12 protein-coding genes and 1 pseudogene are annotated in these 13,037 nt (G+C 67.9%); 5 read left to right on the forward strand and 8 right to left on the reverse strand.

Features of this window, described 5'->3' with window-relative positions; genetic code table 11:
* Nucleotides 1–5: 5 nt before the first annotated feature.
* Together V8Z74_RS16000 and dacB are read right to left on the reverse strand one after the other, a co-directional pair.
* On the reverse strand, nt 6–1,184 hold the full coding sequence (locus tag V8Z74_RS16000) for an SGNH/GDSL hydrolase family protein (protein WP_349710139.1): 1,179 nt from the start codon (nt 1,182–1,184) through the stop codon (nt 6–8).
* Nucleotides 1,185–1,437: 253 nt separating this feature from the next.
* Entirely contained in the window at nt 1,438–2,901 is a 1,464-nt protein-coding gene (gene dacB, locus V8Z74_RS16005) for a D-alanyl-D-alanine carboxypeptidase/D-alanyl-D-alanine endopeptidase (protein WP_349710141.1), read from the reverse strand.
* Nucleotides 2,902–3,143: 242 nt separating this feature from the next.
* Here dacB and tsaB point away from each other — a divergent pair, with 242 nt between their 5' ends.
* The 5 genes from tsaB to V8Z74_RS16030 all read left to right on the forward strand — a co-directional run bounded on the left by tsaB (nt 3,144) and on the right by V8Z74_RS16030 (nt 7,000).
* Nucleotides 3,144–3,851 carry a tRNA (adenosine(37)-N6)-threonylcarbamoyltransferase complex dimerization subunit type 1 TsaB gene (gene tsaB, locus V8Z74_RS16010; protein ID WP_066480917.1) on the forward strand — a complete coding sequence of 236 codons (708 nt, stop codon included), beginning with the start codon at nt 3,144–3,146 and terminating at the stop codon, nt 3,849–3,851.
* Nucleotides 3,848–4,363, forward strand: a complete 516-nt coding sequence (rimI, locus tag V8Z74_RS16015) for a ribosomal protein S18-alanine N-acetyltransferase (RefSeq protein ID WP_349710143.1) — start codon at nt 3,848–3,850, stop codon at nt 4,361–4,363. Before tsaB ends, rimI begins: the two co-directional genes overlap by 4 nt.
* Nucleotides 4,354–5,256, forward strand: coding sequence for a uracil-DNA glycosylase family protein (locus V8Z74_RS16020; protein ID WP_349710145.1), 903 nt, complete (start codon nt 4,354–4,356; stop codon nt 5,254–5,256). Before rimI ends, V8Z74_RS16020 begins: the two co-directional genes overlap by 10 nt.
* A 272-nt stretch (nt 5,257–5,528) precedes the next feature.
* A complete protein-coding gene (corA, locus tag V8Z74_RS16025) occupies nt 5,529–6,515 on the forward strand; it encodes a magnesium/cobalt transporter CorA (protein WP_066480920.1) in 987 nt (328 codons plus the stop codon).
* A 68-nt stretch (nt 6,516–6,583) separates the two neighbouring features.
* Complete coding sequence (locus tag V8Z74_RS16030) at nt 6,584–7,000, forward strand: serine/threonine protein kinase (RefSeq protein WP_349710148.1); 417 nt, start codon at nt 6,584–6,586, stop codon at nt 6,998–7,000.
* A gap of 134 nt (nt 7,001–7,134) precedes the next feature.
* Here V8Z74_RS16030 and V8Z74_RS16035 read toward each other — a convergent pair whose 3' ends face one another.
* The 6 genes and pseudogenes from V8Z74_RS16035 to V8Z74_RS16060 form a co-directional block, all read right to left on the reverse strand.
* Nucleotides 7,135–8,403, reverse strand: coding sequence for an MFS transporter (locus V8Z74_RS16035; protein ID WP_349710149.1), 1,269 nt, complete (start codon nt 8,401–8,403; stop codon nt 7,135–7,137).
* A 150-nt stretch (nt 8,404–8,553) separates the two neighbouring features.
* Nucleotides 8,554–9,609 carry a porin gene (locus tag V8Z74_RS16040; protein ID WP_066480923.1) on the reverse strand — a complete coding sequence of 352 codons (1,056 nt, stop codon included), beginning with the start codon at nt 9,607–9,609 and terminating at the stop codon, nt 8,554–8,556.
* A 34-nt stretch (nt 9,610–9,643) separates the two neighbouring features.
* Nucleotides 9,644–10,604, reverse strand: a pseudogene (locus V8Z74_RS16045) (PDR/VanB family oxidoreductase).
* Nucleotides 10,601–11,626 (reverse strand): Rieske 2Fe-2S domain-containing protein, encoded by a 1,026-nt coding sequence (locus tag V8Z74_RS16050; RefSeq protein WP_349710151.1) that lies wholly within the window; start codon nt 11,624–11,626, stop codon nt 10,601–10,603. Before V8Z74_RS16050 ends, V8Z74_RS16045 begins: the two are co-directional and overlap by 4 nt.
* Nucleotides 11,627–11,652: 26 nt before the next feature.
* Nucleotides 11,653–11,874, reverse strand: a complete 222-nt coding sequence (locus tag V8Z74_RS16055; RefSeq protein WP_066480929.1) for a recombinase-like helix-turn-helix domain-containing protein — start codon at nt 11,872–11,874, stop codon at nt 11,653–11,655.
* Between the two features lie 175 nt (nt 11,875–12,049).
* Nucleotides 12,050–13,027, reverse strand: coding sequence for a Bug family tripartite tricarboxylate transporter substrate binding protein (locus V8Z74_RS16060; protein ID WP_349710152.1), 978 nt, complete (start codon nt 13,025–13,027; stop codon nt 12,050–12,052).
* Nucleotides 13,028–13,037: the final 10 nt, after the last annotated feature.

Raw genomic sequence — 13,037 nt, forward strand, 5'->3', positions numbered from 1 at the left:
ACGGATTACAGCCAGCCCTTCTGGGCCAGGGCGCGCGATACCAGCTGGCTCATCTGCTGATGGCCGTAGGGCGTGGGGTGGAAGCTGTCGGCAAACACATGGTGCTGCCACCAGTCGGGGCTGGTCTTGCCGGGCGTGGCGCTCAGGGCGGCGGCCGTGCAGGTCGGGAAGGTATAGGTGGGCAGGCCGCTGCCGTCCACGCCGGTGACCGGGCACACTGGATCCTTCACGTTGTCGAAGTCGTACTGGGCGGGATTGCTGATCTGGTTCTTGAACTCGGTGTAGAAGTCGACCACGGCCACCTGCGACTGGCCGGCCAGGCTGGCGGCCAGCTGCGCATTGAAGGCCTGCACCAGCGCGTCGAACGAGGCTTCCTGCTTGGCGGCCACGGCAGCGCCCTGGTCTCCGCCACCGGCGGCCTGGGCAATGCTGGCCAGGACCATCTGGAAGCGCGGCGTCTTGGTGATGGCCGGCACATTGAGCACCGCCACGCGCGTGGCGCCCTTGGCGACCACATTCTGCGCAATGGAGCCGGCCAGGGCCTTGGCCAGGGTCTGCAGATAGGCGCCTGCAGCCAGGCCGGCAAACTTGGAGGCATCGCCGCCGGCCTGGGTCATCAGGGCTGCGGACGTGCCCGGCGCCTTGGAATCCAGCCAGGCCACCATGGCATTCAGCGGCTGCGAATTGCCCTTGGCGGCGGCAATCAGGGCTCCGATCACGTCGGCCGCGTCGTTGGCGCCGCCGTCGATGATCACCAGGTCATCCGCGCCGAAACCGGCCTTGGAGGCGGCCTGGATCTGCACCAGCACCGACAGCGGCGACGTGGCGGGCGCCCCCAGCGGATTCACGCGGCCGCCGCCCACCGCATAGTTGGTGCAGCTGGCAACTTCCTGGTAGGAGGTCAGGTTCTCGTCGCCCGCACGGTAATGGGCGCACAGGCTCTGGCTGTACTGGTCGGCAATGCGCTCGGGCCAGATCATGGTGGAGCCCGCGCCGGTGGGCGCCGATCCCTGCACCGTGAACTTGAAGCCGAAGGTGCCGCTGTCCGACAGGCTGTCGCCCATGACCTTGACCGAAGTCACCTTGGCCTTGGGAGTGGTGTCGGCGCCGCCGCCACCGCCGCAGGCGGCCAGCAGGCCGGCGGTCGCCAAAGCGGCGGCCAGGAGTTTGAATTGGTTTGCCAAGATGATGACCTCCATCACGTTATGAATAGCACGGGCGTGCTTTTTTTTCAGAACGTCATCCTAGCGATAGTCACCTTGGCGCCATACCGGGCAATTACCGATAGCGGAGGATGAAACACCCCCTGAGCCGCTGCGCGGCTTCCCCCTCAAGGGGGACGACGGCCTTTGCTGCGGGGCGGCCCTTGCTGGCCGTCCCGCGCTTAGAGTGCGCCAGTTTCAGGAGCGCTTGGCATAGACAAGCAGCCCGGGCGCGCTACTGCGCGCCGACCCAGTCGATCAGGGCCTCCCAGGCCTGGCGCGCTGCGCCGGCATTGGGGTGGTTGGCCATGGCCACCAGCACGTAGCGGCGGCCGCTGGCGCTGTCCACATAACCGGCCAGCGCCGAGGCGTCGCGCAGCGTGCCCGTCTTGAGGTGGGCCGCGCCCGCATGGCGGCTCTGGCTGCGGCGCAGCGTGCCGTCCACGCCGACGATGGGCATGGAGGCCACGAACTCGGGCATGACGGGCGAATTCCAGGCCTGCTGCAGCATCCGGCCCAGGCCGCCGGCCGTCACCCAGGCATTGCGGCTCAGGCCCGCGCCGTTGTCCACGGCGGGCTGGTCGCTGCCGAACCGCGCCTGCCACCACTGCGCCAGCACCTGGCGCGAGGTCTCGAAGCTGGCCACGCCGGTGCGCTGCATGCCCAGCGTCAGGAATACCTGCTGGGCCATGATGTTGTTGCTGTACTTGTTCACGTCGCGCACCACTTCGGCCAGCGACGGCGACTCGATCTGCAGCGCGGGCTGCAGGCCCGCAGGCACCCTGCCGTCGTGCACGCTGCCGGTGAGCTTGCCGCCGAGTTCGCGCCACATGCCTTCGATGGCACGGGCCGCGAACAGCTCGGGCTGGGCAGGCGCCACGGACCAGCTTTTCTCTCCGCACTGGGCCGCGTACTGGCCCTGGAAGGCGATGCGCTGCGGGTCGCTCATGTCCAGCTGCAGCTTGCTGCGCCAGTCGCCGCAATCTGAATTCATAGCAGCCAGCGGCACCGTGGCCTGAGTTTCCATGCCCGACATCGGCGGATCGTATTGGATGCGTGCGACGCCTGCTCCTGTATCGGGAGCAAAACCCAGGCCCACGGCCTTGTAGTTGACCAGCAGCGCATCGGGCGCGGCGTTGTAGGGCCGCCAGGGCTCGTTGTCAAAGCTGGCCGCATCATGCGCGGGCAGTTGGAAGGCCGAGCGGTCCAGCACGATGTCGCCCACGATGACCTTGACGCCCATGCCCTGCAGGCGGCGCAGCATCAGCCACAGGCGCTCCAGCACCAGCTTGGGGTCCCCCTGGCCCTGGATGTAGAGATTGCCGCGCAGCGCGCCGTCGGCCACGGGCCCGCCGAAATACACGGGCGTACGCCAGACATAGGCCGGACCCAGCTGGTCCAGGGCCGCGTAGGTGGTGACCAGCTTCATGACCGAGGCCGGATTCATGGGCACCTGCGTGCGCCAGGCCAGGCGCGGCGCGCTCTTGCCGTCCACGTCCAGGACCAGCAGCGAGACCGCGTCGCGCGGTATCCTGGCACGGGTCAGGGCCGCATCCACGCTGGCGGGCAGGCGGGTATCGGCAACGGCCTGGGCGGTGGCGCCCATCGGGGACGGTGCCTGCGCCTGTGCGGCCGGCAGGGCGACGGCGGCCAGCAACGCGGCCGCGAGAGGGGAAATCCAGGACGAGATCAATGACATGGGCAGCGAGTCTACGCCGGCGTCGCCACGCCGGACGCCGCACCTGCGGGCATTGCCGGCCCGCCGGGCAAGGCTGCGGCAGCCGGCCGATAATAGGCAGCCTGCTGCGGCGCCACCTGCCAGCATTTTTCCCCTAGGACTTCCGCAAGCGAGGATGCGCCAGGACGGCTTCCTTGAAGCCAAGCGCCTGCCTGATCCTGATTTGCGTCAGTCGTGTTTCCGTTTCCTTGCGCGGCTCCGCCATGAATCTTCTTGCCCTGGACACCAGTACCGACACCTTCTTCGTCGCCGTGCAGCGCGGCGATGCCATCTGGCAGCACAGCGGCCCGGGTGCGGCACAGTCCTCGGCCCGGCTGCTGCCCGCCATCCGCACCCTGATGGCCGATGCCGGCCTGCAGTTCAAGGAGCTGGATGCCATCGTCTTCGGCCGCGGCCCGGGCTCGTTCACCGGCCTGCGCACGGCCTGCTCCATCACCCAGGGCCTGGCATTCGCGGCCCGGGTGCCGGTGCTGCCCGTGGACACGCTGCTGGCCGTGGCCGAGGAAGCCCGCGCGCTGCACGGCTGCACCGAGCTGGTGGCCGTGCTGGATGCGCGCATGCACGAGGTCTACCACGCGCGCTTTGCCTGGTCCGACGGCCGCTGGCAGGGCCCCGAGGATTTCGGCGAGGACTTCGGCCTGTGCGCGCCCGGCGCGCTGCAACTGCCGGCCGGCAGCACGGTCGCAGGCAATGCCCGGGCAGTCTATGGCGAGCAGCTGGCGCCGCAGGCACGCCATGTGGCGGCCATGCCCACGGCCACCGCCCTGCTGCGCCTGGCTCCCGCGCTGCTGGCCGCCGGCAGGGCCGTGCCCGCCGATCAGGCCCTGCCGCGCTATATCCGCGATAAAGTGGCGCAGACCACGGCCGAGCGCGAAGCCGCCCGTGCCGCACAGCCACCCGCCACGCCATGAACTCCAGCGCCAGCCATTCCCGCTCCGACTTGCCCGGTCGTGCCGCAGAGCCCGAGGCCCTGGTGCATTTCGAGCCGCTGAGCGCGCTGTGGCTGGACACGCTGCTGCCCATCGAGGCCCAGGCCTATACCCATCCCTGGTCGCGCGGCAACTTCCAGGACGCCATGGCCGCCGGCTACGAGGCGCAGTTGCTGGTCAACCAGCACCACGAACTGCTCGGCTATTTCGTGGCCATGACGGTGCTGGACGAGGTGCATCTGCTCAACATCACCGTCAACCCCGCGTTCCAGCGCCAGGGCTGGGCCCGCGTGCTGCTCGATGCGCTGTCGCTGTCGGCGCGGCAGAAAAATGCGCAGTGGATCTGGCTGGAAGTGCGCGAAAGCAATGCCCGTGCCCGCGAAATCTATGCCCGGCACGGCTTTGCCGAAGTGGGCCAGCGCAAAAACTACTACCCCACACCCGAAGGACCGCGTGAGCACGCGGTGCTGATGAGCCTGAAACTATGGACCTGAACCTGGATGCCCGCCAGCGGGCCATGCTGGAAGCCATGGGCATCACCGTCTGGCTGCCCGCCCCCCCAATGCCTGCGCCGGACGTGCCCCAAGCCCCCGAAACGCCCGTGGCCAGCGCTACGCCCGCCCCGTTGCGCGAAGCCGTGGCACGGGCGCCCGGGATTCCCGAGCCGCCCGTCGAGGCACCCGCGGCCCCGGTGCCCTCCGCGCCCGCCATGCAGCAGCGTGCCCCTGCACCGGCTCCCGTTCCGGCTCCGGATCCCGCCCCTTCCGCCGTCCGCCAGGACAGCGCCGCGCGCGCGCCCCGCAGCTATGTGCAGCATCCCGCCGCGGGCCCGGCCGGCGAACCTGGCGTGGGCTGGCGCCTGGGCCGGCCGCAGAAAGTCTATCCCGATGCCGGGGGCAGCGAGCCGATGCCGGCGCAGGGCGGCTGGCTGATCCTGCTGGAGCCGCCGGCCAATCCGCTGCCGCTGAGCCCGGCGCAAAAGCCCGGCCCCGGCTGCGCCCGGACCGCGCTCGAAGGCGATGCGGCCAGGCTGCTGGACAACATGCTGCGCGCGCTGCAGCTGCAAAAGCATCCGCGTGTCTTCAGTGCCGCACTGCACCGCGCCCCGGCCGATGCCGCCCAGCCGGCCGAGCCCCTGCAGCCCGCGCTCGAGGCATTGCTGCACGAACTGCGGCCCGACTGCGTGCTGGTGCTGGGTCTGGCCAGCGCGCGCGCCGTGCTGGGCCGGCACGAGGCCCTGGGCCGCCTGCGCGCCGAGCCGCACCGCATTGCCGGCGTGCCCACGGTGGTGACCTACGACCCGAACTACCTGCTGCGCGCCCCCCAGGCCAAGGCCGGCGCCTGGGCCGATCTGTGCCATGCCCTGGCGTTCACCCAGGCCGTGTGACGCCTGGCACGCGCGGAACAAGCCCCCGGCCTGCACTACCCCATCGGTGCCGCTGGCCGTTTGATGCAGTGCAACGTTGCATAATTGCCAGCTTTCAGACAGCCAACCGTCACTCGTCCCCAGCCCTTGGCCCGGGACGCATATTCAGCGAAAGAAATCCGTGGAACCCTACCCCAGTTGGTAGCTTTCAACTCCCGGCCGACAGGACTAGCGGGGTTGAAAGCGCACCCCATCACCGCCAAAAGCCTTGAGAACACACCGGGAGTGAGCTGATGCTCAACATCTTTACGCTGGCCAACGGCCGCCTTGTCCAGGAAGAAATCGAGTCCCTTGAAGACCTGTCGCGCTTTCGTCCCATCTGGGTGGACCTGGAATCGCCCACGCCCGAGGAAAAGCGCTGGATCAAGCAGCACTACGAGCTGTCGATTCCCGAGGACGCCATGGACGACGACATCGAGGAGTCGGCCCGCTTCTACGAGGAAGACAACGGCGAGTTGCACATCCGCAGCGACTTCCTGATCGACGATGTCGAGGACTCGCGCTCGGTGCGCGTGGCCTTCATCCTCAACGAGCACAACCAGAACCTGCGCAGCTGCGGCGTGCTGTTCTCCATCCACGACGAGGACGTACCCGTGTTCCGGCTGCTGCGCATGCGCGCGCGCCGCGCGCCAGGCCTCATCGACGAGGCCAAGGACGTGCTGCTCAAGCTCTTCGACGCCGATGCCGAATACTCGGCCGACACGCTGGAGCGCATCTACGACGACCTCGAGAAGGCCAGCAAGATGGTGCTGTCGGGCGACGTGACCGACGACGTGGCGCGCGACGTGCTGGGCGCCATCGCGCGCCAGGAAGATCTGAACGGCCGCATCCGCCGCAACGTCATGGACACGCGCCGCGCCGTGAGCTTCATGATGCGCTCCAAGATGCTCAACGCCGAGCAGTTCGAGGAAGCGCGCCAGATCCTGCGCGACATCGAGTCGCTGGACAGCCACACGGCCTTCCTGTTCGACAAGATCAACTTCCTGATGGACGCCACGGTCGGCTTCATCAACATCAACCAGAACAAGATCATCAAGATCTTCTCGGTGGCCAGCGTGGCGCTGCTGCCGCCCACGCTGATCGCCAGCGTCTACGGCATGAACTTCAAGTTCATGCCCGAGCTGGAATGGGAATTCGGCTACGGCTATGTGGTGCTGCTGATGATCGCCAGCGCCGTGGGCCCCATGCTGTACTTCAGAAAGCGCGGCTGGCTCAAGTAGGAGGCCGGTACGGCGCATCGGCCTGCTCCTACCGGCAGGCACGCACTGCGCCCACTCCCCGGAGATTCATGCGCGTTCAGGCTAATGCCATGCAATGCATGGCCCTGGGGGCCATGCCGCAACCGGAGAACGCCATGCGCATACCGAACATCACACCCAAGCCCGATCCCAGGGAGCCGCGTATCGACCGCAGCGATGATCCCACGGCCGACCTGCCCGAGGGCGACGATATCAACGAGCACCTGAGCGCCGAGGAGGATGTGTCCGATTCCATCGAGGACATGACCGCCCACCGCTTCGACGCCCTGCCGCAGGACGGGCCGCTCGATTTCGACGACGGCACGGACATGGGCCATCCGCGCGGCCATACCGGGCGCAGCGGGGGCACCTGGCAGGCCGAAGGCGGCGACAGCGGCGAGATCAAGCCGCCGACCGAGGTGCTGTCCGACCGCAACGGCCCCAGCGACCGCAGGAACCGGCGTTGAGCGAGGCTCGCGCGGCCGGGCGGTTTGCTATCAAAAAAGAAGCTTTCCGCGTCTCTTGCCTGCCTTGTGCATGGCAGAACATGCAGAAGATGCACAGAGATAAGGCGCCACCCGCTCTCTTTTGAGGAGCAGATTCAGGCCGCAGCGGCCTGGCCGCGCTCGCGCACCCACAACACGATGCCGCACAGCATCACGATCACCTGCGTGCCGATCAGCGCCGCGAAGCCCGCGAAAAAGCCCGCGCTCACGCCGCCATGGCGCGACAGCGCGCCGATCACCGCGCCCATGACGGCCGGCATGAAGCCCGCCACCAGACTGCCCGCGCCGTTGACCACGCCATAGGCGCTGGCCACGTGCTCGGGCCGTGCGCAGTGCTGCACGGTGCTCGGGATGGCCGGGCTCATCAGGCCCCAGCAGAAGTTGGCCGCAATCAGGCAGTAGGCCGCGGCATAGCGGTCCTCCATGTGGATGGCCAGCCACACGGCAGCGGCCACGCCGATGCTGCCGAAGACGAAGATCAGCGGCACCTGGCGGCGCGCGATGCGATCGATGATCATGCCGCCCACGAACACCGCCGCCACGCTCGCGTACTGCGGCAGCGAAGCCAGCCAGCCCATCTCTCGCATCGAGAAGCCGCGCGACTCCTTCAGGTAGGCGGGCAGCCAGTTGCTGCTGCCCCACAGGTACGACAGGAAGGCCGCCGTCAGGATGGTGATCAGCCACAGGTAGCGCGTGTGCATGGCGCCGCGCACGATCTTGCCGACTTGGCCCATGGCTTCGCCCAGCGACCGGGGCTTTGGCAGGCCGGTCTCCACCTTGGGCATGCGCACGAAGGCCCAGACCAGGGGCACGCCGAGCAGCACGTTGATCAGGCCCAGCACATGGAACGAGGTCTCCCAGTTGTGGCCCACGACCAGGTAGCCGACGAAGGGATAGCCCACCGCCAGGCCGAGCCCGGTGCCCATGTTGACCAGCGAATTGGGCTTGCCGTTCTCGCGGCTCTCGAAATGCGCCTTGATGTAGCTGCCGGCCAGCGAAAACAGCGGCCCTTCGGACACGCCCAGCAGGATGCGCGAGGCCAGCAGCAACCCGTAGCTGCTCATGGCCGGCGAGAGAAAGGTCACCACGCCCCACAGCAGCAGCCCGCCGAACAGGCTGCGGCGCACGCCGAACAGCGCCGCGCAGAATGGCGTGAGCACGAAGGACGAGACGCCGTAGCCCACCATGAAGGCCGTGGCCAGCAGGCCCTGGCGCGTGCGATCGTCGGGCGTCAGGCCGATGTGCGACAGAAAGTCGCGGTCGGTGATCAGGACCGAGATGTTGATCCGATCCACGTAGGAGATGGCGACGATCACGAACAGCGTGACCACGCCCCACCAGCGCAACGAGCGTGAGTCTTTCATGATGTGGGTCCGGCTAGCGTTGTCAAAGGGAAAAGCCGGGACCGGCACCCGCCGGCCCCGCCAGGGCGCACGTCCGGGGGGGCGCGCGGTGCGGCGGCCGGTGGGCCGCCGAAACCCCGGTCCGGCGGCTGCCGGACCGATGGGGCAGGATCAGAAGAAGTGGCGGATGCCGAACTCCAGGCCGTTGGAGTTGCCACCCGGCGTGGTGCCCGGAGCGCTCAGCCCCTGCACGCCGATGGACCGGGCCGCCGAGCCCTTGTTCTTCAGGAAGGCGTAGGTGCCGTAGACCTGGGTGCGCTTGGAGAAGTTGTAGCCATAGCCTACGCTGATCTTGTTCCAGTCAGCATTGCTGCCCGACGTGTTGTAGTGGCCGAAGGAGGCGCGCGCCTCGCCATTGCCCACGGGCGCGGTCACGCCCAGCTGCACGGCCGTGATCTTGGTGCCACCGCGCTTTTCCGTGGCCCACAGCAGCATGGGCTTGGCCACGCCGAAGTCATAGGACAGGCCCAGGTTGCTCGCGGTCAGGTTGGTGTCGCTGGTATTGCCATAGAGCCGGCCCGTGGCCAGCGCGCCGTTGAACGCGCCCTGGCGGTAGCCCAGGCGCAGGCCGCGGTAGTCGCCCTCGCGCTTGTTGGGCGCGTTGCTGGACTGCTCGCCGAATGCCACCTGCGCCTGGCCGTAGAAGCCGCCCAGGTTCTGGGGCAGGAAGTAGCTCACCGCATTGCTGATCTGGATGGGTGCGCCGCCGGTCGAGGGCACGCCCGGAACGCCCAGCATGGTGAACGCGCCCGTGCCGCCGACGCCGTTGGTCAGGAAGGGGTCGAAGATCAGCGTGTTCAGAAAGGTGGCCGAGTCGTCGCGCCCCAGGCGGATCTCGCCCCAGCTGTCCATCAGGCTCACGGTGGAGCGGCGGTTGAAGCTCAGGCTGCCGCCGGCAGCCTTGCCGTTGCCGCTGTCCACGTCCAGGCCGGCCTCGAGCCAGAAGCCCGCCTTCAGGCCGCCGCCCAGGTCCTCGGTGCCGCGAAAGCCCAGGCGGCTGATGTTGGCGCCGCCTGTGGACAGGCCGGTCTTGGACGCGCCCGAACCGCCCAGGTGGGCCACGCCCACATCGACGACGCCGAACAGTTCGACCTTGGACTGCGCGAAGGCGGTGCCGCCGAGGCCCGCAACCGCCGCGCCGAGCACGGGTATAAGCAATGATTTCATGGGGATGTCTCCTCTGTGTGGTTTTGGTGTGGAATCAGATGTCGAGAACCAGCTTGTCGCTCTTGCAGCCCGAGACGCAGACCATCATGACCTTGTTGCTGGCCTTCTCCTTGGGGCTGAGCACCGAGTCGCGGTGGTCCGGTATGCCTTCGAGCACGCGCGTCTCGCAGGAGCCGCAGACGCCTTCGCAGCAGCTGTGGTCCACGGCTATGCCGGCTTCCAGCAGCGTGTCCAGCAGCGACTTGTCGGGCGTGATCTCGATGAAGCGGCCGCTTTTTTTTCAGCTCCACCGTGTAGTTGGTGCGCGCGTCGGAAGCGGCCTTGACCTCCACCGGCGTGAAGCGCTCGATGTGGGCGTTGGCATGGCCCAGCTCGGCACAGAACTTCTCGAAGGCGTCGAGCATGGGCGTGGGGCCGCAGGCGTAGTGGTGCAGACCGGCTTGGGGCGCACGCTGGGCCAGCAGGCCGCGCAGATCGGGCGGGCCGCCGGCCTCGGCATCGAAATGCAGATGCAGCGGCATGCCCAGGGCCTGCAGCTCGGCCAGGAAGGCCGCGCTCTTGCGTTCGCGCGCAAAGTACAGCATCTCGAACGACTGCCCCAGGGCCTTGAGCCGGCGCGCCATGCACAGCATGGGCGTGATGCCGATGCCGCCGGCCACCAGCACCGAGTGCGTGGCGCTCTCGTCGAGCGCGAAATGGTTGCGCGGCTCGGAGATGGTGATGGGCATGCCCACGCGCAGCGATTCGTGCACGCAGCGCGAGCCGCCGCGGCTGGCGCGGTCGCGCAGCACGCCGACCACGTAGCGGTGGCGCTCGCTGCTGTCGTTGGACAGCGAATAGCTGCGCACCAGCCCGTTGGGCAGGTGCAGGTCGATGTGCGAGCCCGCCGTGAAGGCCGGGAACTCGCCGCCGTCCACCGGTCGCAGTTCCACGCTGATGGTGTCCTGGGCCTCGTAGCGCAGCGTGTGCACGAAGGCCTGCAAGATGTTGCTCATGATGCGATGCCTTCGTCGATCTGTTCCTGGGCCAGGCGGCGCAGGTGGCGGCGCAGGCGCACCAGGCCGATGTCGTGCTGATAGAGGTTCTCGCGCTCGTTGGCGTCGTGCTCCATCTGCTCCATCATGATGCGGTCCTGCTCGAGCACGGCCCAGTGGCGCGCCTCGAGGCGGTTGCGGTACAGGAAGCGCCAGGTGTCGCGCATCCAGCCGTCCACCTTGCGGCAGCGCCAGAAGAACACGGAGCACAGCTCGGCGCTGATGGGCGTGACGCAGGCGACGATGGCGAAGTTGCCGCCGGGGCCACCGGTCTTGGGGTACGGGATCTCCAGGCGCATCCAATGCACGCCCGTGTCGCCGAACTCCGTCCAGTCGAAGTTCACGCCGCGCTGGCCGACCTTCTCGAACACGAAGCCGTGGTCGGTGTCGCGCACCTGGAAGGTGGCCTTGCTGTCGCCCTCGGACATGGAGTGCGACTGCTTGTGCAGGAAGGTGCCGTGCATGGGGTCCATGACGTTGTCCAGCGCGTAGCGGTAGTCGCTGCGCCACTCGGCATAGCACAGGAAGTTCGAGTACGCGGGCGAGGTCAGCTCCTCGGGCAGGGTGAACTCGGGCGCCTCGTCCACATGCTTGTCGCTGTTGTAGAGGAAGATGGCGCCATGCGACTCGCGCACATGGAAGTCCAGCGCGGCGCGCGAGCCCTCGAGCTTGCAGCCGGGGCTGCCGGGCACCTTGGTCACGGTGCCGTCGCAGCGCACTTCCACGCCGTGGTAGGGGCAGGCCAGGCGGTCGCCCAGGTTCACGCCCTGGGACAGCGGCGCGCCGCGGTGCGGGCAGTGGTCTTCCAGCGCATGGACCTGCCCGGCGGCATCGCGCCACAGCGCGATCTTGCGGCCGAAACGGCGCAGCGAGATGGGTTCGGTCTTGACGAAGCTGGAAGGGCAGACGGCGTACCAGAGGTTCTTCAGGCCCTGGTTGAGCAGACGGTCCACCGGATCGATGGTGATGGTTTGTACGTTCATGGGGCGCTCCTGTCGTGCTCGCGGGTTCACTGTCCCAGGCGCGCCATCAGCGCCTGGAAGCTCTGTTCGGTCCAGGCCTCGCCGTTCTCGCCGGCGGGGCCGCTGCGGTTGATGTAGGCCACCAGCTCGGGCAGCGTCTGCACGCCTTCGCCAAAGGCGCGCTCGATGGCATCGCCCAGCAGGTCTTCGAACAGCGTGCCGGGACGCTGACGGGCCTGGTGGGGTTCGAGATATCGATCTACAGCCATGGTTCTCTCCTTCGAAAACTGTCTTGAATCGTGGTTCGATTTCATTGCCCGGGGCGCGCTGCGCATGGAACTGGCGCAGTCCAAGCTCAGGGACACCGAGGAAGGGCCGCCCCGCACCGAAGGTGTCGTCCCCCTTTGGGGGGGGAAGGCGCGAAGCGACTCAGGGAGGGTCATATCAATCAGCCTGGATGCCGAGGTCCTTGATCAGCTTGCCGAAGCGGTTGTAATCGGCGGCGTTGGTCCTGGCCAGGCGCGCCGGCTCGCCGCCCGCAGGCAGGGCACCGAAGGTGGCCATCTTGGAGACAACGTCCGGCATCTTGAGGATTTCGTTGAGGTGGGTGTTCAGCAGCTTGACGGTCTCGGGCGACATGCCCTTGGGGCCGAACAGGCCCTGCCAGGCCGACACTTCCACGTCCTTGATGCCCAGTTCGCCCAGCGTAGGCACGTTGGGCGCCAGCGTGCTGCGCTGGGCATCGGCCACGGCCAGCACGTTGACCTTGGTGCCGGCATAGGGCGCGATCGGGCCCCAGGTCATGAAGGTCGTGGGCACATGGCCGCCGATCAGATCGTTGACGGCCGGCGCCACGCCCTTGTAGGGGATGTGGCCCAGCCTGGTGCCGGCGGCCTTGTTGAACATCTCGCCCAGGATGTGCATGGGCGAGCCGCTGCCGGGGCTGGCATAGGTCAGGTTGCCGCTCTTGCCCTGGCTCACCAGGGTCTTGATGTCCTTGATGCCCGAGCCCTGGCTGGTGGCCACGAACATGGGCTGCACGCTGGTCTGCACGATGGGCGTGAAGCCGTTGAGTACGTCGTAGCTCGAGCCCGAGGCGGTCTTGAGCACGAACTGCGCGATCGCAAAGGTGTTGGGCGCCAGCAGCAGCGTGTAGCCATCGGGTGCGGCCTTGGCCACATGCACGGTGCCGATGGTGCCGCTGGCGCCGGGCCGGTTGTCCACCACCACGGGCTGGCCCAGGCGCTGGGACAGCTTGTCGGCATACAGGCGCGCCATGGCGTCGGTATCGCCGCCCGCCGGATAGGCCACGACGAGGGTGATGGGCTTGGCCGGATAGGCTTGCGCCAGCGCGGAACCGGACATCTGGGCTGCAGCCAGCAATGCAGCAGCGATAACTACCTGGCGACGAATGTTTTTCATGGAATAGCCC

It is taken from the genome of Comamonas sp. w2-DMI (assembly GCF_040187735.1).
GTDB lineage: Bacteria > Pseudomonadota > Gammaproteobacteria > Burkholderiales > Burkholderiaceae_C > Comamonas > Comamonas terrae.